Source organism: Polynucleobacter sp. MWH-UH19D (assembly GCF_040409795.1).
Taxonomy (GTDB): Bacteria; Pseudomonadota; Gammaproteobacteria; order Burkholderiales; family Burkholderiaceae; genus Polynucleobacter.
Genome location: NZ_CP099571.1, coordinates 1532794 through 1556932 on the forward strand (window position 1 = coordinate 1532794; position 24139 = coordinate 1556932).

At 41.6% G+C, this 24139-nt stretch carries 28 protein-coding genes; 6 read left to right on the plus strand and 22 right to left on the minus strand.

The window, feature by feature from the left end; genetic code table 11:
- Positions 1 to 46 precede the first annotated feature (46 nt).
- The 5 genes from NHB34_RS07810 to NHB34_RS07830 form a co-directional block, all read right to left on the minus strand.
- The gene (locus NHB34_RS07810) at positions 47 to 763 is read right to left on the minus strand and encodes an MgtC/SapB family protein (RefSeq protein WP_353427083.1); all 717 of its coding nucleotides are present in this window, start codon (positions 761 to 763) and stop codon (positions 47 to 49) included.
- Between the two features lie 6 nt (positions 764 to 769).
- Positions 770 to 2515 carry an alkaline phosphatase gene (locus NHB34_RS07815; protein WP_353427084.1) on the minus strand — a complete coding sequence of 582 codons (1746 nt, stop codon included), beginning with the start codon at positions 2513 to 2515 and terminating at the stop codon, positions 770 to 772.
- Between the two features lie 121 nt (positions 2516 to 2636).
- Positions 2637 to 3077 (minus strand): tautomerase family protein, encoded by a 441-nt coding sequence (locus NHB34_RS07820; protein ID WP_353427085.1) that lies wholly within the window; start codon positions 3075 to 3077, stop codon positions 2637 to 2639.
- A 26-nt stretch (positions 3078 to 3103) separates the two neighbouring features.
- A complete protein-coding gene (locus tag NHB34_RS07825) occupies positions 3104 to 3601 on the minus strand; it encodes an arsenate reductase ArsC (RefSeq protein ID WP_353427086.1) in 498 nt (165 codons plus the stop codon).
- Positions 3602 to 3626: 25 nt separating this feature from the next.
- Positions 3627 to 3803, minus strand: a complete 177-nt coding sequence (locus NHB34_RS07830; protein ID WP_353427087.1) for a hypothetical protein — start codon at positions 3801 to 3803, stop codon at positions 3627 to 3629.
- 258 nt (positions 3804 to 4061) lie between these two features.
- Between NHB34_RS07830 and NHB34_RS07835 the strand changes: the two genes are divergently transcribed.
- Positions 4062 to 4262, plus strand: coding sequence for a hypothetical protein (locus tag NHB34_RS07835; RefSeq protein WP_353427088.1), 201 nt, complete (start codon positions 4062 to 4064; stop codon positions 4260 to 4262).
- A gap of 11 nt (positions 4263 to 4273) precedes the next feature.
- On the opposite strand, the gene phoR is transcribed toward NHB34_RS07835, so the two are convergent.
- From phoR to pstS, 7 genes are all read right to left on the minus strand, one after another.
- Positions 4274 to 5575: a phosphate regulon sensor histidine kinase PhoR gene (gene phoR, locus NHB34_RS07840; protein WP_353427089.1), complete on the minus strand. Its 1302-nt coding sequence runs from the start codon at positions 5573 to 5575 to the stop codon at positions 4274 to 4276.
- 63 nt (positions 5576 to 5638) lie between these two features.
- Positions 5639 to 6352 carry a phosphate regulon transcriptional regulator PhoB gene (gene phoB / locus NHB34_RS07845; protein WP_353427090.1) on the minus strand — a complete coding sequence of 238 codons (714 nt, stop codon included), beginning with the start codon at positions 6350 to 6352 and terminating at the stop codon, positions 5639 to 5641.
- Between the two features lie 14 nt (positions 6353 to 6366).
- Positions 6367 to 7074 (minus strand): phosphate signaling complex protein PhoU, encoded by a 708-nt coding sequence (phoU, locus tag NHB34_RS07850; protein WP_353427091.1) that lies wholly within the window; start codon positions 7072 to 7074, stop codon positions 6367 to 6369.
- Between the two features lie 12 nt (positions 7075 to 7086).
- On the minus strand, positions 7087 to 7935 hold the full coding sequence (gene pstB, locus NHB34_RS07855) for a phosphate ABC transporter ATP-binding protein PstB (protein WP_353427092.1): 849 nt from the start codon (positions 7933 to 7935) through the stop codon (positions 7087 to 7089).
- Positions 7932 to 8798 carry a phosphate ABC transporter permease PstA gene (gene pstA, locus NHB34_RS07860; protein WP_353427093.1) on the minus strand — a complete coding sequence of 289 codons (867 nt, stop codon included), beginning with the start codon at positions 8796 to 8798 and terminating at the stop codon, positions 7932 to 7934. The genes pstB and pstA overlap by 4 nt, the downstream gene beginning before the upstream one ends.
- Positions 8795 to 9784, minus strand: coding sequence for a phosphate ABC transporter permease subunit PstC (pstC, locus tag NHB34_RS07865; protein ID WP_353427094.1), 990 nt, complete (start codon positions 9782 to 9784; stop codon positions 8795 to 8797). The genes pstA and pstC overlap by 4 nt, the downstream gene beginning before the upstream one ends.
- 80 nt (positions 9785 to 9864) lie before the next feature.
- A complete protein-coding gene (gene pstS, locus NHB34_RS07870) occupies positions 9865 to 10887 on the minus strand; it encodes a phosphate ABC transporter substrate-binding protein PstS (protein ID WP_353427095.1) in 1023 nt (340 codons plus the stop codon).
- A gap of 212 nt (positions 10888 to 11099) precedes the next feature.
- On the opposite strand from pstS, the gene NHB34_RS07875 reads away from it, so the two are divergent.
- Positions 11100 to 11360 carry a hypothetical protein gene (locus NHB34_RS07875; RefSeq protein WP_353427096.1) on the plus strand — a complete coding sequence of 87 codons (261 nt, stop codon included), beginning with the start codon at positions 11100 to 11102 and terminating at the stop codon, positions 11358 to 11360.
- 1 nt (position 11361) lies between these two features.
- Here NHB34_RS07875 and NHB34_RS07880 read toward each other — a convergent pair whose 3' ends face one another.
- Positions 11362 to 12054, minus strand: coding sequence for a CDP-diacylglycerol diphosphatase (locus tag NHB34_RS07880; RefSeq protein ID WP_353427097.1), 693 nt, complete (start codon positions 12052 to 12054; stop codon positions 11362 to 11364).
- 174 nt (positions 12055 to 12228) lie between these two features.
- Here NHB34_RS07880 and NHB34_RS07885 point away from each other — a divergent pair, with 174 nt between their 5' ends.
- Positions 12229 to 12414: a hypothetical protein gene (locus NHB34_RS07885; protein WP_353427098.1), complete on the plus strand. Its 186-nt coding sequence runs from the start codon at positions 12229 to 12231 to the stop codon at positions 12412 to 12414.
- 165 nt (positions 12415 to 12579) lie between these two features.
- The gene (locus NHB34_RS07890; protein WP_353427099.1) at positions 12580 to 13119 is read left to right on the plus strand and encodes a GNAT family N-acetyltransferase; all 540 of its coding nucleotides are present in this window, start codon (positions 12580 to 12582) and stop codon (positions 13117 to 13119) included.
- A 12-nt stretch (positions 13120 to 13131) separates the two neighbouring features.
- Here NHB34_RS07890 and NHB34_RS07895 read toward each other — a convergent pair whose 3' ends face one another.
- The 9 genes from NHB34_RS07895 to NHB34_RS07935 form a co-directional block, all read right to left on the minus strand.
- The gene (locus NHB34_RS07895; protein WP_353427100.1) at positions 13132 to 13314 is read right to left on the minus strand and encodes a hypothetical protein; all 183 of its coding nucleotides are present in this window, start codon (positions 13312 to 13314) and stop codon (positions 13132 to 13134) included.
- A gap of 155 nt (positions 13315 to 13469) precedes the next feature.
- Positions 13470 to 14579 (minus strand): choloylglycine hydrolase family protein, encoded by a 1110-nt coding sequence (locus NHB34_RS07900; protein ID WP_353427101.1) that lies wholly within the window; start codon positions 14577 to 14579, stop codon positions 13470 to 13472.
- 73 nt (positions 14580 to 14652) lie between these two features.
- On the minus strand, positions 14653 to 15336 hold the full coding sequence (locus tag NHB34_RS07905) for a haloacid dehalogenase type II (protein WP_353427102.1): 684 nt from the start codon (positions 15334 to 15336) through the stop codon (positions 14653 to 14655).
- Positions 15337 to 15420: 84 nt separating this feature from the next.
- Positions 15421 to 15780: a DMT family protein gene (locus NHB34_RS07910; protein ID WP_353427103.1), complete on the minus strand. Its 360-nt coding sequence runs from the start codon at positions 15778 to 15780 to the stop codon at positions 15421 to 15423.
- A 45-nt stretch (positions 15781 to 15825) separates the two neighbouring features.
- Entirely contained in the window at positions 15826 to 16479 is a 654-nt protein-coding gene (locus tag NHB34_RS07915; protein WP_353427104.1) for a cupin domain-containing protein, read from the minus strand.
- A gap of 132 nt (positions 16480 to 16611) precedes the next feature.
- Entirely contained in the window at positions 16612 to 17049 is a 438-nt protein-coding gene (locus NHB34_RS07920) for a universal stress protein (RefSeq protein WP_353427105.1), read from the minus strand.
- 170 nt (positions 17050 to 17219) lie between these two features.
- Positions 17220 to 19157 carry a potassium transporter Kup gene (locus NHB34_RS07925; protein ID WP_353427106.1) on the minus strand — a complete coding sequence of 646 codons (1938 nt, stop codon included), beginning with the start codon at positions 19155 to 19157 and terminating at the stop codon, positions 17220 to 17222.
- 63 nt (positions 19158 to 19220) lie between these two features.
- A complete protein-coding gene (locus tag NHB34_RS07930; protein ID WP_353427107.1) occupies positions 19221 to 19907 on the minus strand; it encodes a response regulator in 687 nt (228 codons plus the stop codon).
- Positions 19904 to 21409, minus strand: coding sequence for a DUF4118 domain-containing protein (locus NHB34_RS07935; RefSeq protein WP_353427108.1), 1506 nt, complete (start codon positions 21407 to 21409; stop codon positions 19904 to 19906). The genes NHB34_RS07930 and NHB34_RS07935 overlap by 4 nt, the downstream gene beginning before the upstream one ends.
- Positions 21410 to 21728: 319 nt before the next feature.
- Here NHB34_RS07935 and NHB34_RS07940 point away from each other — a divergent pair, with 319 nt between their 5' ends.
- Positions 21729 to 23141 (plus strand): circularly permuted type 2 ATP-grasp protein, encoded by a 1413-nt coding sequence (locus NHB34_RS07940; protein WP_353427109.1) that lies wholly within the window; start codon positions 21729 to 21731, stop codon positions 23139 to 23141.
- A 13-nt stretch (positions 23142 to 23154) separates the two neighbouring features.
- Positions 23155 to 24132 (plus strand): alpha-E domain-containing protein, encoded by a 978-nt coding sequence (locus NHB34_RS07945; protein WP_353427110.1) that lies wholly within the window; start codon positions 23155 to 23157, stop codon positions 24130 to 24132.
- The last annotated feature ends 7 nt before the right edge of the window (positions 24133 to 24139 follow it).

Below are 24139 nucleotides of genomic sequence, written 5' to 3' on the forward strand. Positions count from 1 at the left end.
TATTGCGCTTTTTATATTTCAATATGATGTCAAAGGCAATCCAGCCTTAGTCAGTAGTGCTCGGACTCCAAAATGCCTGGGTGACAAAATCTTGATCTGCAATCTTAGCAATCAGCTGATCCATTTCGTCGCCATCAACAGCCGATGCCATCAACACAGCCTGGATCTCAACATCATCAGAGCCAAATTGATGTACTTGAATATCTTGCGTTTGATATCCAGCAGCCTCCAATGTTTGAACAAATTGCTTCAATACATGTTTTTGAGCATGTTTAGGTGTAATGACATAAACCGAATTAGTTACTTCAACTGCAATCGTATCCAGCGGTTGCTTGTTAATAAATGCTACCACCGGACGTAGCAAGGTATTGGTAGCCAAAATGAAAGCCGTTGCTAACCCCGCCTCCAATATAAGATCTGCTCCAGCGCAAGCGCCTACGGCTCCCGAAGCCCATAAAGTTGCTGCCGTATTGATGCCGCGAACATTTCCTTCCTCACGCATGATCACACCTGCGCCGAGAAAACCTATGCCAGATACAACGTAAGCCATCACATGCACAGCACCATCATGGCCAGTTAGTCGGTTAGCAGCATCTACAAATATAGCCGCTCCTAAGGCGACCAAAATATTCGTTCTTAAACCTGCAGTTCGTTGGCGGTACTGACGCTCAAGACCAATCAAGCCACCAAAGATAAACGCCGCCCCTAAACTTAAAGCGGTATCGCCCAATGAGGCTAGATTAATGTTGTTGATAAATTCCATGGTGCTTTATTTGCTACCTAAACCCAAAGACTGTACCATCACCTTAAATACCTCGGTGTTATCCATAAAACCTTTAAATTTTTCTGAGCCTGGGCCTTGGGCATTTAAAACCGCATCATCAGCTGTATGAACACCAGATTCCTGATGCACTGGTAAATTGCCGCCTACGTGAATCGCATCTTCTTGCAACTGAATGTATTTTGGATTCGCAACATACTTACCTGACTGATCCTTAACGGCAGGCACAAAAGTGCCATCCAACTTGGGATGGAGTGTTTCATAGTGATCGGGGTAGTTGCCATAGAAAAACGCAATGCGCTTGCTTACATCAATTTTGTTTGGATAACCCATAGCATCTGCCCTAGGATAATTTGGATATCCAGCATCTGCATAAATACCCACCTTTTCGCGAAGTGGGCCAGGCTTATCATCATTCACCACACCACTAATTGAGCCGCTATGAGTATGGTCGGGCGTCACAATAATCAAAGTATCGGGGTGAGTCTTAGCGTAATCTTTTGCAATCTGCACGGCGTTACTTAACATAATCGTGTCAAAAGCTGCCCTCTCCCAATCTAAAGGATGGTTGAACTTATCAATGAGCGCAGCCTCAACCATTAAAAAGAATCCATTGGGGTTTCTTGATAAAACCTCAATGGCTGATTTTGTCATTTCTGTTAAATCAGGTTGATTAGGATATTGCTGCACAGTATTTTTCCCAAGATAAAGTCTATCTAAGGAGCCATCCATATTATCTGGATGAAATACGCCAAATAATTTTTTAGTATTTTTATTTTCTGCAGCAGAAAGTAGTTCTTGCTTTGTGAAGGCAAGTTGATACCCGCCAGCCTTAAAGTTTTCAATTAAATTTTTCTCATCTTTCCGTTTTGATCCCTTGGTGGATTGAGGGTAGAAATAAGCAGATCCACCGCCCAAAATAACCTCAGCTCCACTAGAAAATAATTGGTCGGCAATATATTGCTTATCAGCCCTTCGACGCGTATGGGCAACCATTGCACCTGGTGTAGCATCCTGCAACTCCGCATCAGAAACAATGCCCACTGACATTTTTGTCTTACGCTTAATGAGCTCGGCAATAGTCTCCACCTTAGGGTGAGAAAGATTATCACTTGCGCGAGAAACATACACACCCATAGCGTTGACGGCTGTTTTATGACCTGTGGTGTATGCGCTCATGGAGTTTGCAGAATCCGTAATCAAAGAATCTGATCCCGATGTGCCGATCATGGCAGTACTGGGCATTTCGTCAAATGCCAATTTACCTTGATACTTCCCTTCTTGAATACCTTTTGAAAGCACCCTAGCTGTAGTGCGATTGGCGATAGTCATTCCATCACCAATAAATAAAATTACATTTTTTACACGACGTGGGCCGCTAGCATACACATCCCATGAAACTTGTAAACGTTCCTGTGCAGTGCTTGCTACCAAATCATACTTACCTGGTTTTTTTAGCTCCACATCCCGAAAAATAATCGCGCTACCTTTGCCATTCTCGTTGGCAATAAAGTCGCCCTTTTTGCCCAAAACCGAATTGAGTGGCACGCCATTCATCTCAAGAGTGAGGTCGCTTAAATTAATCTCAGAATTTAATTCAACCTTGATATCAAATTTAGAGCCAGCCAATATTGAGGCTCGGTCTATTGGATAAATTGCAGAGGCATATAAGGTGTTAGTAAGTAATGCAAGAATGAAAACCGCTAAGGGCTTTAAGAGATGTATGGTACTCATAGGATAAAAATGAGTTAAAGAGGGATTGTTACACTATCGTCCAAAAAAATGACAGTTCAGTGACGATTTCGTGAGCGCTTTCAATGCGCCAAATTCATGCTTTTGTAAGGATTACCCCAGCCTAAGAATCTAAATATGCAAGCTTTTTTTGAATATTGGCAGGTAAAGTAGAAAACCAGACTTTGTCGAAACCTACAGCAGGCAGGATCTGGCCATACTCAATCATTTGGCTGGGCTTTATCTCATCTATATATGCCCATATTTGATGACTTGCTAGCTTAGTAGTACGCTGCAATGATATTTCCAACTCAACTAGTAACTGCTTAATTGTTTGCTCGCTTCTACCACTACGAATTTGCCCACTAAGAAATAGATGCGGCTCGTCAAGTAATACTCCGCCAATAAAGAAGTCGTGCGTATCAAGCGCTTTAAATATCACCTGCGCAAAATAAGCCTCTGCACCTGTCACTTCAGCATGAATCTTCGTAATATCCTGAGCAATAGCGAATTTTTGATGCGTGCTTAAGGATACTCCAGCAAAATAAACACTATAAGTGGCCATAACTCCCCCTTAAGGACTTTGCATCATTAGCTAAATTTATGGTGAATTTGATGAAGCTCATTTTTCAACTGGAGGTGATCAAGCTTATCCACCGAAAGATCCATTAGCAATTCAATACGGTTACGGAGCCCTATTTCTACGCTTCTGAAAGCCTCCCAAATGTGCTCATCGCTTCCAACAACCTTGGCTGGATCTGGAAAGCCCCAATGCGCGGTAGCTGGATGTCCAGGCCAATAGGGACATTCCTCGCCAGCGGCAGAATCACAAACCGTGATGATGAAATCCATCTTTGGAGAACCATCTACACCATACTCATCCCAGCTTTTACTCCTAAGGATTTCTAGCGGATACCCAATCTCCCTTGCAATACGCATGGCGATTGGATGAACAAAGCCCACTGGTTTTGATCCCGCTGAATACCCTACAAATTTCCCATGACTAAGCGTGGTAGCAAGCACCTCACCAAGAATTGATCTCGCTGAATTGCCGGTGCATAAAAACAGAATGTTATAGGCTTTACTCATGGCATTCTTCGCAATGAATGCTTAGTCAAATGATTTCATCCAGACCAAGAGAAAAGGTGGAATCAACTAGAAATTGGTCTTTAACTAAATCCATGCTTGAGTTCTGCTTGCCATCCTGGGGATTGTAAAAATAAGTGGTTGGCTCACCACTCATATCTCCACGCATTACCGATGAAAGATACTTAACTAAGTCTAGGTTCATTGTATTGCCCCCATGATAGAAAATCTGCTTTCTATCCTAATGACACAATATTTCAGTTTTATTAATTAACCTGCAGACTGAGCAACGTCCAGGCTATGAATACTCGCATAGGGATCTATCTCATGGGTTTGTAAAATCCCAGGAGGCCTGTAACCATCAGGGGTTAGCGGCTAAAAAGCATTTTTTAGGCATGAATTCCTACTTTGTCATATTACTTTGATAGGATTACCTCGTATTTAATTTATGAGCTAAATCACCATGAGCAAATATCAATACGAAGACGCAGTGAAACAATTGCAGGAATCAGGGAGCATAGGACTTGCGGACCTGAAGAACCTTCCCCATGAGGATCTTGTTGAGCTATTTGAAGAAATAAAAGTTTGGTGCCTTTATGCAAACGGAAAAGCAGATAAGCTGCCCAAGGAATCTAAAAAGAAGAAAAAGAAAAAGAAAGAATAACTAGCCGGCAACTAGCTAGTAGCTATTCTATCTTTGGGGAAGCGCAGCATAAAGGCGCTACCGTTTCCTGGGGTACTCTCAATAATTAATTGCGCCTGATGTCGATTGGCAATATGTTTCACAATGGCTAGCCCTAAACCAGTGCCACCCGTATCCCTAGAGCGACTTCTATCAACACGATAAAAACGCTCAGTCAATCTTGGCAGATGCTCTGAAGCAATGCCAGGTCCAGAATCTTTTACCAAGAACTCTCCTTGGCCCTGACTATTTACACTCCAAGCGACCTTGATGGAACCAAGATCGGGCGTATAACGAATTGCATTGGATACTAAATTACTAAATGCCGAGTGAATTTCTCTTTCCTCCCCAAGCAAATTCATTGGGGAGCTCAATTCAAAGTCAATTGCATGCTTTCCTTGCGAGAGGGCTTCGGCATCATTTTTTAACATTGCCATGAGGGTCTCTATCTTCACAACCGAAACAGAGGCTGGCAAAGTATTTGATTCTAGATTTGCAAGAGTAAGCAGATCCTCAACTAAGCTTTTCATCCTTTGTGCTTGGGACATCATGAGATCAAAATATTGATCTTGCTGATCTTTTTGCAGATCTAAAGTCTGCACTGTTTCAAGAAATCCCATTAATACAGTAATAGGGGTACGCATTTCATGTGAAACATTGGCCACAAAATCACGGCGCATAGCATCTGCTTTTTGCAAGTCAGTAACGTCTTGCACTAGAAGCAAATGACGTTTCTGACCAAATGGAAAAGCCTGCAACATCAAACTTAAATTACCATTTGGGCCCATTCTTTCCAAAAGCAACGGCTCTTCAAAGATGCGCTTTTGGAGATACTGAACAAACTCTGGTCGACGAATTAAAAAGTTAATTCGCTGCATCACATCGCGCTTAAAGACTAGGCCAAAAAAACGCTCTGCAATTGAATTACACCACTCAATCTGATCACTCTCATCGAGCATCACAATGCCATTTGGGGAAGCTTGAAAGGCCTCAATAAAATGGTCATGCTGCTGCTCAATGCTACGAATACGTTGTTTTAGATTACGAATTAATCTTTGCAACCTAAAAAATACCTCCTCCCAAAAGCCGCTGGGAAGAGACATGTTTTCAAGAGAGTCTGCGAGTATATGCTTACGAAGTCTGGCTAAATTGATATAGGCATATATCAACGGTATGGAAATAATAAAAATTCCTGCAGCAATTGCAATCTCCACGCCCCATATCGATAGTGAGACAAAAGCGGCGATGAGCGCAACGCAAATAATGACAAAAAAGCGAGTTAATACAGATAACATGCTGCAATATTAGATCATCTCTAGAAAAGCCTAGAGAATCGGCTTAAACCACCTATGTAAAGCTTAAGTTTCCGTTGGAGTCTTCGTAATACGGTACCCACTACCGCGAACCGTCTCTATAAAGCGATCGCAGGCAAAGGGCGCCAATGCGGCTCTTAGGCGCTTAATATGAACGTCAACCGTTCTTTCCTCTATATAGACCTCATTGCCCCATACTTTATCTAGCAGACTCGCCCGCGAATGCACGCGCTCTGGATTAGCCATAAAGTACTGCAATAAGCGAAATTCTGTTGGTCCAAGAGCAATCGACTTTGGGTCACTGTCAGGCCAGGTAGCCAGCACACGGTGTGAACTAGGATCTAATTTGAGTGGGCCAATTTTGAGTGGGCCGGTGTCTTCAATAGGAGACTGTCTACGTAAAATCGCCTTAACCCTTGCAATTAACTCTTTCGGAGAAAAGGGTTTAGTAACGTAGTCATCAGCCCCAGAGTCCAAACCCAAAACTTTATCGGACTCTTCACTTTTAGCGGTCAGCATTAGTATCGGCAATGCCTTGGTGCGATCGTTAGCCCTTAACTCTTTTGCAAATTGCACGCCTGATTTTCCGGGAAGCATCCAATCTAAGATAATCAAGCTTGGAAGCTGATCCTTCATCATATTGAAGGCAATATCAGCTTGTAAGGCTTTTTCAACCTCATAACCAGCATGAGTCAGATTGATCGCAATCAATTCTGCAATTGATGGCTCATCCTCAACTATGAGTATGCGGTGAGTCATTGTCTGTTATCCGCTTACTGTCTACTAGCTTCGCGCACTAAATCTTCATGAGGGATGTGACGAACGTCAGACCCCTTAGCAATGTAGATTACAAACTCTGCGATATTTTTAGCATGATCACCAATACGCTCAATCGCCTTGGCGATTGTCAACATATCCAAGCCCGTACTAATCATATGTGGATCTTCAGACATGTAAGTAATTAACTTGCGAACAAATCCTCTAAACTCTTCGTCAATTTGGCGGTCTTCTTGAACAACCTCAGCTGCTGCAATAGTATCCAAACGAGCAAAAGCATCCAAGCTACGACGCAATAAAGAAATAGCCATTTGACCGGATAAACGGATCTCAGCTACGTTAATATTGTGGGGCAATCCCGCCTCAATCAAGCGCTTGGTTCTTTTGGCAACCCTCTCGGCCTCATCACCAGCGCGCTCTAAGTTAGTAATTGCTTTTGATACAGCCATTACCAAACGTAAATCACGTGCAGTTGGCTGTCGTCTAGCAATTAACTCAGTACAAGCTAGGTCAATCTGAATCTCTAAATCATTGACTAACTTTTCATTTGCAATCACAACATTGCAAGTTTCAAGATCCATTTGCGTAAAAGCGCGCATAGCCGTTGAGATCTGGGACTCTACTAAGCCACCCATTTCCAACAAACGACTAGATAATGAATTTAAGTCAGCATCAAATTGTGATGAAAGATGTTTATCTGGCATAAGTGTCTCCAATTAACCAAAGCGACCGGTTATGTAATCTTCAGTTTCTTTGCGCTTCGGCTTAATGAATATTTCATCTGTTTTACCGTATTCAATCAAACTTCCCAAATACATGTAAGCGGTATAGTCTGAAACGCGTGCTGCTTGCTGCATATTATGAGTCACGATGGCAATCGTGTAATCAGCCTTGAGCTCATGAATCAATTCTTCTACTTTGCCTGTAGAAATTGGGTCTAACGCAGAGGTTGGTTCGTCCAACAAGATCACGGATGGCTTTACGGCAACACCACGTGCAATACAAAGACGTTGCTGCTGACCACCAGAAAGCGAGAGGCCACTTTGATTGAGTTTATCTTTAACTTCATTCCACAAAGCAGCTTTATTTAAAGCCCACTCAACACGCTCATCCATCTCAGAGCGAGTAAGTTTTTCATATAAACGCACACCAAAAGCAATGTTTTCATAAATTGACATTGGAAATGGAGTAGGTTTTTGAAAAACCATTCCAATCCGAGACCGGAGTAAATTTAGATCCTGGCCTGGCGCAAGAATATTTTGGCCATAAAAATTAATCTCGCCCTCAGCACGCTGACCAGGATAAAGGTCATACATGCGATTCATGGTTCTTAGGAGGGTAGACTTCCCGCAACCAGATGGGCCAATAAAAGCAGTTACCTTACCTTGTTCTATATCTAGGTTAATTTTCTTAAGGCCTTGAAATGCGCCGTAATAAAAATTCAAATTACGAACCTCAATAGCATTCACAGCTGCACTCAGTGGCCCTTGATTTGATGTATCCACTCTTCCCCCTTGACTATCAATCTGATTTAAGTCAAACATTGTTCTCATATTACTCATCATCCCTGCGCCTTATCTCTAAATACAACGCGCGCCAGAATATTTAATCCCAGCACTGCGAATGTAATCAGCAAAGCGCCACCCCAAGCTAGATCAACCCAATTGTCATAAGGACTCATGGCAAACTGGAAAATGACCACAGGCAAATTTGCCATCGGCGCATTCATATTGGTTGAAAAAAATTGATTATTTAAAGCAGTAAATAGCAACGGTGCTGTTTCACCGCTGACGCGAGCTAGGGCTAGCAAAATACCAGTCATGACGCCACTTTTAGCTGCGCGCAAAGTGATGTAAAAAGCTACCTTCCACTTAGGCGTACCAAGTGCATAAGCAGCCTCTCTCAAGCTTCCTGGCACCAATCGCAACATATTTTCCGTCGTTCTAACCACCACAGGAACAGCAATCAAAGCGAGAGCAACCGTTCCAGCCCAACCCGAGAAGTGCCTCACTTGGGCCACAACAAATGCATATACAAATAATCCGATCACAATTGATGGCGCTGATAGCATAATATCTGTCACAAATCGAGTGACTGCAGCCACTTTGCTACGATCTCCATACTCTGAAAGATACAAGCCCGCTAAAACACCAACAGGTGTACTAATGAGCGTGCAGCAAGCAACTAGCAATAAGCTACCAACGATGGCATTTGCTAAACCTCCGCCATCGGATCCTGGCGCAGGGGTACTCTGGGTAAATAGCGCGAGATCAACAGATGAAAATCCCTTAATCATCAGTACGCTCAGAATCCAGAATAGAAAAATCATTCCTAGACCCATAGCGCTCATAGATAGGGTTAAGCCAATCTTATTCGCACGCTTACGACGGGCAAATACTTCTGGATTGATATTGGTGGCTTTATTCATGATTTCAAGCCCTGCTTCTTCTCCATATTACTTAACATCCACTTTGCACAAGCGAGCACAATGAACGTGATAATAAATAGAGCTAGGCCCAAGGCAAATAATGAGGACAAATGATTTCCTGCCTCTGCTTCACCAAATTCATTAGCAAGAGTGGATGCAATAGAGGTGCCTGGAGCAAATAAGGAAGCAGAGAGGCGATGAGCGTTACCAATCACAAAAGTAACCGCCATGGTCTCTCCGAGAGCCCTTCCGAGGCCCAACATAATTCCACCAATAACGCCCGCTTTTGTATAAGGCAGAACAACGTTTTTCACTACTTCCCAGGTTGTACAACCTATTCCGTATGCTGACTCTTTCAAAACTGGCGGGACAATTTCAAATACATCGCGCATGACCGATGAAATAAATGGCAAGATCATCATTGCCAAAATCAAACCTGCACACAAAACACCAATTCCATTAAAAGCACCTGAAAACAAAATCCCCAACCCAGGAATCTGCCCAAGCGTTGCAGCAAGTGCTGGCTGGATATATTCCGCAAACAAGGGCGCAAAGATAAATAAGCCGAACATGCCATAAATAATGGACGGAACAGCAGCAAGCAACTCAACAGCAGTACCAAGAGGTCTGCGTAATGGGCCTGGACAAAGCTCAGTCAAAAAAACTGCGATTCCAAAACTTAAAGGGACTGCAATTAACAAAGCAATCAGGGAAGTAACCAGCGTTCCGTAAATTGCAATGAGTCCACCAAACTCGCCATTAACAATATCCCACTCCTGGGTAAAGAAAAATCCCAAGCCAAAAGTATGCAATGCAGGCCATGCATTAATTACCAAAGAAATAATAATTCCAAGCAATGTAATCAAGACACTGCATGCAAAAAATTGGGTGATCCCATGAAATAAAAAATCTTGGACTCGCTGAACCTTAGCGATTCGGAGTGCCTGGCGGGATGGCGCAGAATGAGACTGTGCGTTTTCGGTCATGATTTCGAACTTAGACAATCAAACAGCCCCACTTTAGTGGAGCTGTTTTCAAACTTCAATTGATTTAAAGATCTTCAAGATTACTTAGTAGCAATTTTTGTGAAAACATTCTTGCGAATGTAGTCAGTAGTCTTATCAGGCATCGGAACGTAATCTAACTCTTCAGCCATCTTTTTGCCATCTTTAAAGGCAAAGTCAAAGAATTTGATAACTTCAGCGACGTTAGTCTTGTTCTCAGGATTTTTGTAAATCAAGATGAAAGATGCACCAGTAATAGGCCATGACTTAGCGCCAGGAGCGTTGGTAATGAATGTACCCATACCTGGAATTGCAGACCAATCTGTGCTTGCAGCTGCTGCAGCAAAAGTGGTGTCATCTGGAGAGACATAGTTACCATCCTTGTTCTTCAAAGAGATATAAGTCATCTTGTTTTTCTTAGCGTAAGCATACTCAACATAACCAACTGAGTTTTTTACACGAGTCACGTTTGCAGCTACGCCTTCATTACCCTTACCGCCAACTGTAGAAGCAGCTGGCCACTTTACTGAAGCACCAGAGCCTACGGAATCTTTAAACAAGCTACTTGTTTTAGATAAGTAGTCCGAGAAGATTGCTGTTGTGCCAGAACCATCAGCACGCACAACCACTGTGATTGGACCGCTAGGAATTTTTACGCCAGGGTTCATGATAGCAATACGCTTATCACCCCAATCAGAGATAACGCCTTGGAAAATATCAGCCAATGTTGGACCATCTAATTTAATCTCGCCTGGCTTCACGCCGTCCACGTTAATAACGGGAACCACTCCACCAATAATCGCTGGAAACTGTACAAGGCCATCTGCCTCTAGATCTGCAAATTTCACTGGGTTATCAGTAGCGCCAAAATCAACGGTCTTGGCCTTAATTTGCTTAATACCGCCAGAAGATCCAATGGATTGGTAATTCAGGTTAGAGCCTGTTTTTGCTTTGTAGGCTTCTGCCCACTTAGCGTAAATTGGGTACGGGAATGTCGCGCCAGCGCCAGTCATGTCCACCGCAAAGGCTGCAGGAGCTAAAGAGATAGCGCCAATAATGAGGGCTTTTTTAAAGAGGGATTTCATAATTTCCTTAAGTTAGCAAATGCGCAAACGCGCGATAGTCAGACAATACGGCTGAAATATGACAGTTTTATGACGGCTCTTAAGTGCCTGAAATTAAAAGTTTTAATTAAAAATCTACTAAAGACTGTCATATTCCCTTGAAAACGGCAGCAAATCCCCATACGATAAAAACGCAACCATATCTTCCACTTAAAACAGACAGGAGCTAGTAGATGAGTAAAGCTAAAACAATCAAGAAATTGACCAAAAAACTCAATAAGCTTGAGACCAGCAAAGAAAAGGTTGCCCAAAAGTTGGCCAAAGCCACTAGCGCAAAAGAGGCCAAGGATGCAAAAAAAGCCGCTACTAAAAAAACGGTAGCCAAAAAAGCCCCTAGCAAAAAGGCTTCCACCGCACCAAAAAAGGCAACCCCTGCAAAAAAGACTAGAACTACTGTTAAGCGAGCAACAAATAACGGGGAAGGCTCAAACTAAATTAGTTACATCTCCACTTTGTAAAAAGTGCTTCAGGGCTATTTTTGGAAACAACTACGATAAATTGATCAGCGGAGTATCTTGAAACCAAAATACCGTAATCATTTAGCCTTTTTTCTAGAGCAATATTTTCTGCAATCCCCCAAACATGATGCAAGTTATTAATAATTGCAGTTTCATACTCGGCAAAATTTTGGCGCGCATCATCATTTAATCTAAGAATATGAACATGTAATTGGTTTTGAGTTCTTTCTGATTTTGGATTGACAACTAGTGCAAGCGAGCGCTCTTCAATGCGATCAAGACCAGCATTCCAGGCAAATTGCCATATTGCTTCGCGTCTATTAGGATCCTCAACCCCAGTCACAACTGCCCTAGGTAATGCCAACCCATGAATAAAGGTGGGGTTACACCCACACATTTTGATGTCACGTATCGCTACATATTCCGAACTCAATTTCCAAACTTCATTCGTCTTTTTACATTCCAAGGCTTGACCACATTGCGTATCCACTTTTGGCAGAGTGCAGCTAGAGCAATAACCAACTTTTGAGGAATCTATACATTGAGTTGCAATGTGTAACAAAATATCACTTTTGGCAATTGCGGCGGCAGACGATGCGCCGCTGAAAGCTACAAACAATATAAATAAGCTAAGTTTATTCAAATAGCTAATAGTGTCAGTAATTTTCATAGTCAAAATTTTGTTCCACAAGTATCCCTTAGGCCATAACAAAATGCTGATATTACCTTGTGACATTGTGATGAATATTGATGCTAAATAAAAACGTCATATTTCAAAGTCATTATTCATTCCAATAAATTAGAAAAATAAAATTTTTTGAGTGATTTCTACAAGGAGCTGGAAATGACGACATTTACCACCGAAGATCGTGAGCTGGTTGAATTAAAAATTAAATCATTTGAATCACGACACTGCCATCTGACAAACCCTGGCGACAAGACCCCTAAAAATCCAGGGGTCCAAACTCAAGCCCTGACTCCGTACCAAATGGATGACAGTAGCGAGGACCTAGATGATTGGCCTTCCTAATCTCAATAAAAGCTTAGGTCATGCTAAGAAAAATACATTCAAGAATTTTTAGAATTTTCACTCGTATCAGTATGCTGTCATGCAACATTCATGATTGATCAGTAATCTAGCAATAGGTTTAGAGGGCATGTTGAGTTAGCCGGATTAATTACTTGGAATGAGATCATGTTAACAACTGAATTTTTACCTGGTAATCGTTTCAATGAATATGGTCATTGGCTTAAAGCCCAAGACCCAGAGACCATACATGAATATTTTGGCTGCCAATTAAATCATGAGGCAATTGATTCATTGATTGAAAAATGGAGCCTAAATCCGCTCAATAACCATTTTTTAGTTGCAAAAATGAATCACTTTTGGGCTGGAACTATTCATATTGCAGCTCACGATAATACCGTTGAATTTGGCATCATCGTTGCCCTCAGTTATCGCAAGCAGGGCATTGCAAGCCACATGATGACTGACGCAATAAGATGGGCGCGCAATCGATTTTATAAGAATTTATACATGCACTGTATTTGCCGTAACCACGCAATAAAAAAGTTGTGCGAAAAGCATCACTTAGAAATCAAAAATATGTTGGGAGATTCGGAAGGCAATCTCATATTGCCACCGCCAACACCAATGACATTTTTTATAGAAAATATCAAAACTTCTCAAGAAAACTGGGCTAAGCTATTTAGACTTAACCCACTGAGCATATAAATATTTAAAAAATTAATCAGCAAACTCATCCCGAGGATTTTCTGAAGGCTCATTCAGATCTTGCAAATTATTTTTTCTATCTCTTTTTAAATGTTGATGAATTAATCTGTCTTTAAATTGACCTTTAAGATCTAATTCTCTACCAAAAAGAACATCAATTTCTTTAGCTTTATTACGCTCTACTTTCTCAGACATGTCTCCACTCCTTTAGAAAATACACTATAGGGAAATGGATTAGACTGCTTCAATATGAAATCTTGATGTCATTTTTATGACGGCCACCAATACTCAGATTAAATAAAAAACCACCCGAAGGTGGTTATGAAAAGTACGAAATTTTACTTTTTAGACTAATTTACCGGAATGGTCAGTAGCGGCTGGTTCAATTTGGTGTATTTAATTTCTTTTGCATTGACATCCATTTTCTTAAAGTCAAATACATAGACATTGGTGTTTTCATACATCTTCACCATGTAAGTCATATTTTTATTATTGGCTGTCACACTCCATTCAGTCACCTCAAAACCACCAATGCCACCACCATAGGGATTAGTCGCCGGTAAAGTAACGGAGCCAGGCGGAATATCAAAACTACCCAAGATATGCCATGCCGCTGCATTCATTTGGGCAGTACTGTAATTATTCGGCACTGAATTTGCCAAAAATAATGCGCGAATAAATCGACTTGGACTCAAAAAATCCCCAGGCAAACCATGCAGACCAGATCCTGAACTTGGGGCAGCATATTTCGCACCATTAATTACCAGTGGCGGTTTTTCTACTTTAGAAAGATTGGAATAATTGCCAATACTGTTGAGGTGATCCTGAAATGGGGGATCGTTTGTCATTACCCCAGTTGGGTTATCAGTAATTTGCAACTCGCCTTTTATGTATTCAACAGCAATACTTTTGCCGTTGGCATCATGGAAAGTGTAGTGCACTAGTGGAGTATTTCCACCATACTGTGCAATCTTTGCACCATTAACTTTAATTTTTCGCAAGCCTGACTTCACTTCATCGACTGATGCAAAATTAGTCAATGCGTAAGTCAGCACCTGAAGAGAACTGATGCTTTCTGCAGAATTTGCTTGGTTTACTGCCTGATACTCTGCACTGTTAGGTAAATTAAGCATACCAGCAATGAGGCCTTTCTCATTCATGCCATCGACCAACTCAGGTAAGCCCAATGGGTTCATACCTACTGCAGCATATTTAGCGGTCCAGCTCATTCCTGAACCATATTTACCATCAACACCTATACCCTTTGCTACATAGTTTCTTGGAATCATAGTTAGCTCTGATTTCAGAGGCAAACCAAATTCCATGGTACGACCATATACATAGCCACCATCATTACCTTTTAGCAAGAAACTAGTGCATGCATTACTTAATGCTGGCGCAAAAGCCAGAGAAGCAGATAAGGAGACAACCAGAACTCTTTTGAATAGTCCACGCTTCATAAATTAACCTTTCATCATTAAAACCACTTAGAATCAATTTAGCAGAAAATCATTTTCAATATGACTACCCTTACTAAATGACCCCCAATACCTCAGTTAGGGAGCTTCCTTGGTAATCTGGATTCTCGCCAATTTCCTCAAATGGATGGCTCTGTCGATTCACCCAGAAAACATCAAAGCCATACCACTTGGCTGCTAAGGCATCCCAGGCATTGCTAGAAACAAATAAAATTTCTTCCATTTTTACAGGAAATTCCTTTAATAGAAGTTCATACGCCTGAGGGGCGGTTTTAAATAGTCGAACATCTTCAACCGTTACCACTTTGTCTAAGTAGGGCTTTAGGCCATTACTCCCTACAACCATAGCAAGCATTTCTCGACTGCCGTTAGACAGTATTGCGGTAGAAATATTCTTCTGTTTAATTGATTGAAGCACACTGAGGCTATCCTCAAAACCAGTAAGCTTGGCGTACTGATCCATCAAGCGCTTCTCGGCTTCCGCGGAAAGATTCAGCCCCATACGCTTGCATACATAACGCAATGATCGAATCGTTAATGCCCAAAAAGGGAGATAGTATTTACTCCCATTTGGATTGGGATCACTCATAGTCACTAAGCGGGTATATTCAATCTGGCGATCACGCCACATCAAAGACAAAGCTTGACCGTGACCCGGGAAAATCTCTTCCGCCAACTGGCTCATGGAATACACATCAAAAAGAGTTCCATATGCATCAAAAGCGACTAATTTGTACATGCGCTGCCTCCTGTATTGAACACTTAGATTTTGTGGGCATGAATACGATCTATTGTCGATTTAGAAGCCCAGCATCAATATTGATTAAGTCCTAAACATAAAATAGACCGCCCCCAACAAACATAGCCCAGCCCAGATATAGTCTGTTTTAAATGGTTCGCCCATATAAAAAATAGCAAATGGCACGAACACACTGAGCGTAATCACTTCCTGAGTTATCTTTAATTGACTCAGAGAGAAATATTGAAATCCAATTCGATTTGCCGGAACCTGAAAAACATACTCCAGCAACGCAATACCCCAGCTAACAAACACGGCAATCCACCAAGGCTTGGAAGATAAATTCTTGAGGTGGGCATACCAGGCAAATGTCATAAAAACATTTGAAAATATTAAAAGGCTAATAAACGATAATGGGCCAAAGAAATTGGATAAATTAGGCATAAGACAATCTTAATGATTTTTAAAGGCAGTCAGACCCACTGCTCACTAGTCCAGTAAGTGGCCAGTCTTTACAAAAATCGTACACCCTTCTTTACTAAAAGGTTGATGCAAGCTCATATGCGGACTTCGAATCCAAGTGCCCGCAGGATAACGCCCATGCTCATCTTCAAAAACACCATCGACCACAAAGATTTCTTCTCCACCATAATGTTTGTGTGGATTAAAGTAAGTTTGTGGCGCCCATCTCACTAACGTAGATCCAGTGTCTTGCTGCATGAGGGGCATCACCATGAGTCCGGGCACTAAACCTTGATACCAACTAGCAGTTTTTGTATCAATCACTTCGCGCTCAAGCGAATCTGAACCTAGGTGCCGCAGTTTTACAAAAAGAGTGCATCCTTGCTCGCTATGCGGAGTATGCGATGATCCAGGTGGATTCATAATGTATGAGCCTGCAGGATAGTCACCCGTCTCATCACTAAATACACCGTCTAATACCAATATTTCTTCGCCATAGTCATGGCGGTGTGACTTAAATTGAGAGCCTGGCTGATAACGCACAATCGAGGTTGCCTTTGCAAGCTCATCCCCATGACGTTCCAACATTCTTCTCTCTACGCCAAATTCAGGACTGGGCACCCAAGGCAAATCAGTTGAGTTGACTACAACTCGCTGACTATAGTCCGAATGAATGTTCATGAATAATGGGCTATACAAAATATTTGAATAACAAAGAATACCAATAAATCTAAAATTTTGCCCAAAACAAAACCCCCATCATTTCTGATGAGGGTTTCTATAAATACGAACTAGCTTTTGTTGAAAAATGGATTACACAACAATGACCGGAAGCTTGGTGTGCACCACGACATTATGGGTATCGCTACCCATAAATGCACCCTTAAGTCCAATACGCTTATGAGACGCCATCATGATGGCATCAACATTAAATTTTTTGGCAGCCTCTAGGATGCCTTCGAAGACAACTGGACTGTACTCATGATGTGTTTTAACTTTAATATCCACACCCATCAGATTCGCAGCCTTTTCCAGCAATTCTTTCGCGTGTTGAGCGCAGGCTTTCTTATGATTTGCATCAGAAATTTTGTAGTCCGAGGCTTTTCGTGTGTAGATAAATGGAGCTCTTGGATCAGATATATATGCCAAAACCGCATTTGCTCCACCCGCTTTAATCAGGGCGCTGATTTGCTTCATTACTTTAGGTGTAACCATATCATCCACCACTGGAATCAATACTGTCTTGAACATATGCACTCCTTTAATTAAAAATTAACTTAATTAAATTTTGGAGCTAGCAAAAATCAACGTATTGATCCAAATCAAATGAATCAAACGACCTTAAAGTAAAACCCCTAAAAATCGAGATAAATTTCAAAGGCCCCATTATTGGAATGCAGGCATTTACAAAATGAAATTTCTTAAATTTCTACTTTTGCCCCAAGCTCCACCACTCTATTGGTTGGTATAGAAAAGAAGTCTGAAGGTTTCGCGGCATTTTGATACATCCATGCAAATAACTTTTCCCTCCAAAGGGCCATTCCAGGTATTGCCGATGGCACAACAGTATCTCTTGCTAAAAAGTATGAGGTTTCCATAGGCTCACAAGCAATCTCATATTGAGAAGCCAATAAATTCATGATTTGATTAATGTCAGGCGTCTCTTTAAATCCATACATAGCTCTAACTAGATAAACGCCACCACCCATCTCTTTTAATTGAATTCTGTCTTTATCTTCAACATATGGGACATCCCAAACACTTATTTTTAAAAAAATTACACGCTTATGAAGCACTTGATTATGTTTTAGGTTGTGAAGCATTGCCACAGGCACGTAATCCACATGGGCAGTTAAAAATACTGCAGTTCCATTTACACGAATAGGCTCACTAACCAGCAATGATTGAATAAATGCTTCCAGTGGAATGCCACCCTCAATCGCTTTTTGCCTTAAAAGCATCCTACCTTTGTACCAAGTAATTAAAAACAAGAAACATAAGGCTCCCAGCAGCAAGGGGAACCAACCGCCTTCAGCAATTTTTAGTGCATTGGCAGCGAAAAAGGCAACGTCAACAAATAAGAATATGCCGATAACACCAGCAACCAAAATGGAGTTCCATTTCCAAACAACACGCATCACAATCGCTGCTAATAGCGTTGTAATAATCATGGTAGTTGTAACTGCAATTCCATAAGCAGCAGCAAGATTGCTAGATTGTTTAAATGCCAAAACAACAGCAATAACTAAGGCCAATAACATCCAATTAATCATTGGCATGTATATTTGTCCGACTTCCTTATCTGAGGTATAGGCTATCTTCATGCGCGGAACAAACCCGAGCAAAATTGCTTGGCTTGTCATGGAATACGCGCCAGATATCACTGCTTGTGAAGCAATAACGGTTGCCATTGTTGCCAAAATGACTAATGTCAAAGTATATGCTTCAGGGACCATTAGAAAAAATGGATTTGCAATGGTTTCTGGATTGCTCAAAATCATCGCTCCTTGTCCAAAGTAATTAATTAAAAGACAAGGCATTGTTAAAAAGAACCACGCATATTGAATTGGTCTGATTCCAAAATGGCCCATATCGGCATATAAAGCTTCTGCACCAGTCAGGACTAGAAATACTGCGCCCAAGACAATAAATGCCTGCAGCGAATGTTCGTTTAGAAAATTAATCGCATATATAGGATTAATCGCAAACAATATGTTTGGGTTTTCCAAAATATTTACAAGCCCCATCACACCCAATGCCAAAAACCAAATCACCATAATTGGTCCAAACAAGAATCCAACTAAAGCAGTGCCTTTCTTTTGAATTAAAAATAGCGCAACCAAAATTATCAAAGTAATTGGAATTACATATCGAGTAAACCCGGGCGAAACCACCTCCAAACCTTCAACTGCAGAAAGTACTGAGATCGCAGGGGTAATCACAGCATCCCCATAAAACATGCAGGCTCCAAACACCCCCAACATCATGATTGTCAGAGCCCTCTTCGAATTTGCTGGGGCCGTTCTTAAAGCTAAGGCCATGAGAGCCAAAATTCCGCCTTCGCCATGGTTATTTGCTCTCATTACAAACAGCACGTATTTGAGTGATACCACCAATAGGAATGCCCAAAATACCATTGAGATAACGCCAAATACGGCTTCTGCAGAAAATGGAATTCCATGCTCAGGACTAAAGCATTCCTTTAGAGCATACAAAGGACTTGTTCCGATGTCGCCAAATACCACACCAATTGCCGCCAAAGTTAACGCTGGAAGGCTACCTTTGGCGTGGTCATTCCCTTTTAGTTCAATAGGGCGCAGTATGTTTGATTGTGAATACTCTGGCTTGCTAATGGACATGATCTCACTCGGTGATTTAAATGCCCAATCAGATCATGCGCGATGTATCAATCGCATAAACAACTAAGAAATCGCTAGGCGATATCCAATTCCAAGTTCCGTCAAAAGATACTCTGGCTCAGCAGATGTCTTCTCGATCTTGGCTCTTAATCTTCCCATATGGATTCTCAAATAATGGGTGTCATCTACATATTCAGACCCCCAAATCTCTGATAGCAACTGGCGCTGAGTAAAGATTTTTCCAGGCTTAGTAGCCAACAACATCAATAACTTATGCTCAATAGGGCTAAGATGAATTTCATTACCAGCAATCTTTACCACCCCAGCAGCAAGATCGATCAACAAATCTTTGTATTGATAGCACTGATCCCGCATGGTCATCTTTTGGGCGCGTCTTAAGCAAGCATTAATTCTTGCTAACAATTCTTCAACATTAAAAGGCTTGGATAAGTAATCATCAGCGCCCTCATTGAGGGCCACTATTTTTTCCTGCTCCGCCTGCCGTGCCGAGAGCACAATGATTGGAAAATCATACTGACTTCTCACTTTTCGAATGAGATCCTTTCCATCACCATCTGGTAGACCCAAATCAAGAATCATCAACTTTGGCGTACTCTCAAGTAGGGCTTGATTTGCCTCATCTAGAGATTGAACTAGTTTAGAAAGATGCTTTGCGGCACTTAAGCTGGTTGTTAAAAAATGAGCAATTCGCTCATCATCCTCGACAACCAATATGCAATCAGAAATCATTTGCTTACCCTATATGGAAAAGCCATACCGACATAAGTGCGCTGATCGCCATCATATGGTGACTCAATAATCAATCGTCCCTCATGCTTATCCATTACCGCTCTCACAATAGACAATCCCAATCCAAATCCTTTTTTATTACGCTGATACGATTGTTGTTGCCCCGCCAATTTTTTATTAAAACCTTCAGGAAAACCAGCGCCTTTATCAACTACACCAATCCGAATTTCCTTATTCACCCTATCAACTAATATTTGTATTGGCTCGGTGCCTATATGTGCTTGAACTGCATTTTCGATTAAATTGGTTAATGCCAATACGATTAAGGCTTGATCGCCATAGATCAGATCGTCCTTTGCGCTTATGGTTAAGGTAAGCGATGGCTTTATCTCTCTATTGTTGTACCGAGATATAACTGCCCCAACGATCTCTTCAGGCGACTGCCAATCCATTCGAAACTGCTTGCTATCGGACATACCAAGCTTAACCAAAGATAGTATGTTTTCCGTGGAGTCATTTAGATATACAGATTCAGAGTGAATGAGCTCTAATAGCTTAGTGGATTGAGCCTCCCCCAACTGCTGACCTTGCTGTAAAAGTGATGAGCTAGCACCAATAATGGTGGTCAACGGGGTTCTCATGTCATGTGAGATAGACGATAAAAACGCCTTCTGAATAGACTCGCGATGTGCTAATTCACCGGCATCTTTTGCCTTCATTTCCGCGATTCGCTTTTGGTAATGAACAGACAGCTGATCGGCTATCGCCCGAATGAGACTAACCTCGATATTTTCCTCGTGCGCTCTTTCAATCACTAATGCTGGAAGTTCATGACTTTTGTAAAACCTTCCAAATGGAACGCACCAATAATCAATTGCTTCTAGAGTGCCTGTATGCGGGCCTAGCATTGCCCCATATTCAATGGCATGAGATAAATACCATGAGTCAAGCTTTACTTCTCCTGGCTTGGAACTTGCTAATTCAATACTGTCCTTGGTTTCTGGATCCAACTTTAAAATTGCAACATCACATCCTAGTTGGCTTTTCAGTAATTGGCAAAATTTCTGCAAAGCAACAGTGGAGTCAGTCTCTACTGAAAATATTTCAATAATTGCTCTTAATAAATTAGCTTTAAAAGATTCTCTTTCAGCAATATCTTTTTGTCTTTTTAGCTGATGCACTAATGAAGTGATAGCAATCGACACCAACAAAAAGCCAAGTAATGCACTCCAAGACTCAATACTTCCTATAGCGAATGTATATCTTGGCTCTACATAAAAGAAGTTAATGAGCAGGAAAGATCCTATTGCTACGAGTATTGAAGTAAGTACCTGGCTTTTATAAGAAACCCAAATGACGAGAATTAAATATAGAAATGAAACACCTGCTAAGCCCAGATACTCATCCACCACATGAGATAGTGCCGTGATAGCGATCATCCCCAAAAAAATACTCATTGCCTCAAGCAAAATAGGATTTTTAGTAGGCTTTCTATTTGTCATATGATCAATATACATTTACGTATATATCAATCACATATACAACCCAAGAAGGTTAAGCCCTCGAACAATACGGATATTCACCTCGATATCTTGAATTTACAGATATCCGACTCTTAAATACCTTAAAGATTTACAAAACTTTTTGTTTTGCTAATTGATCTGAACTTTTATTCAAAATCAATCGCCACCCCTAAATGACCCCATAAATTATGGCTATACGGTGCAACTTTAGCTGTTTTGCACAGAAATAGTGCATCAAGGCACCAAGCTAACCCACTTACCAAGGATTGCTGATCTCAAAAAAGTTAGTTTTATAGCTATGAAACTACCTTTTGACGAAATGCTCGACGCCACTGGCAAGGCGCGCCCTCACTACAAAATCTTTCATGACTGGCTAAAGCAGCAAAGTGACACCCAAATGGGCCTGAAACGCGCTGAAGCAGACTTAATTTTTAGACGCGTCGGTATCACTTTTGCAGTTTATGGAGATAACCTCGGCTCCGAAAGAACCATTCCTTTTGATCAGGTGCCACGCATTTTTTCCGCAAAGGAATGGGAGCAATTAGAAGCAGGATTGAGGCAACGTGTTAAAGCGCTCAATCGCTTTATCTACGACATTTATCACGACGAAGAAATTATTAAGGCCGGAATTATTCCAGCAGAGCAAATTTTTAATAATGCGCAATATCGACCCGAGATGCGTAATGTGAATGTGCCCCGGGATATCTATGCGCAAATCGCTGGCATTGATATTGTTCGCGCTGGCGAAGGAGAGTTTTACGTACTCGAGGATAACCTTCGTGTACCGTCTGGCGTTTCTTATATGGTCGAAGATCGCAAAATGATGATGCGACTCTTCCCGGACTTATTTCAGAAGTATCGGGTTGCGCCAGTAGAGCACTATCCTGATCTATTGCTGGAATGCCTCAAGTCTGTAAAACCAGAAGATGTCAAAAAACCCAATGTGGTTGTTCTCACACCAGGCATGTATAACTCGGCATATTTTGAGCATAGCTATCTTGCGCAGCAGATGGGGGTTGAGCTAGTTGAGGGCAAAGACTTGTTTGTCAAAAATGAACAGGTCTATATGAGAACAACACAAGGCCCTGAGCGAGTCGATGTGATCTATCGCCGCGTCGATGATGACTTTTTAGACCCCTTAGCGTTTAGATCTGACTCTACCTTGGGAGTAGCTGGATTGCTTTCAGCATATCGAGCAGGCAATGTCACACTAGCCAATGCAATCGGTACTGGCATTGCAGATGACAAATCTATCTACCCTTATGTTCCAGAAATGATTGAGTTTTATCTTGGTGAAAAACCCATACTCAACAACGTCCCAACTTTTCAGTGCCGAAAGGCCGATGATCTAGCCTATACGCTAGCTAATCTAGAGAAATTAGTGGTCAAGTTAACTCATGGCGCTGGCGGATATGGAATGCTGGTTGGCCCCGCATCAACCAAGGAAGAAATTGAAACCTTTAGAGCTCATTTGATTGCTAACCCCAATCAATATATTGCTCAACCAACCCTAGCGCTATCAACCTGTCCTACTTTTGTAGAGTCAGGTGTTGCCCCAAGACACATTGATTTACGACCTTTTGTGCTCTCGGGAAAAACCATCAAGATGGTGCCAGGCGGCTTGACGCGAGTTGCTCTCAAAGAAGGATCTTTGGTAGTGAACTCCTCCCAAGGGGGCGGCACCAAAGACACGTGGGTATTGGAAGAATGAGGAAAGAAATATCATGTTAAGCCGCACCGCCGACTGTCTCTACTGGATGGCCCGCTACACCGAGCGTGCAGAAAATACTGCGCGGATGATCGATGTCAACCATCAAACCTCACTACTGCCACAACCAACCGAATTCTTAGAACAAAGCTGGAAGAAGTTATTAACCATCTCCAATTTAGAAGATGCGTTTTTTAGCAAATATGATGCAATCAATCGTGAAAATGTTTTGGATTTCATGATTTATGAAAGTAGCAATCCATCTAGCATCGTCTCTTGCTTATTTGCCGCTCGTGAAAATGCCCGCGTCATTCGTGGCAAGATTACCTCCGAGGCTTGGGAGACCCAAAATACCACCTGGCTTGAATTACAAAGAATCCTGCAGACTAGACATCAAGCAGACCCTAGTCGATTACTCGAATGGGTGAAGTATCGTTGCCATCTATTTAGAGGGGTATTGCATGGAACGATGCTCAAAAACGAAGCTTTCTACTTTATTAATGTAGGAACACTGCTTGAGCGCGCCGATAACACCGCCCGCATTCTAGAAACCAAATATCAGGATCAAGCCTCAATGGCTGAAATCCCTGTCGATAAAACCTTGGATAAAGGGGTAGATGGCGATTTTTTTGATTTTTACCACTGGGCTGCATTACTACGATCAGTTTCAGCCTTTGAAATCTACCGCCAGATTTACTCTGATCAAGTCAGTCCAAAGCAGGTTGCCCAGCTGTTAATCTTTAACAAGCAAATGCCGCGGTCATTGGTATCTTGTATCAACGAGTTGATTGCTTTAATCCCTGAGATTAAGAATCAGCAATCTAAGGAAATTGAGCGCTTACTCGGAAAACTCAAGGCAAGCTTAGATTACTCAGACATTGATGAAGTGTTTGAACAAGGTCTAGAAGGTTTTATTGATACCTTCCTAGAGCGCATTAATCACATTGCTGATGAGTTTAGTAGCGCTTACCTCATCCCACTGACAGTTGCTTAGATTTATA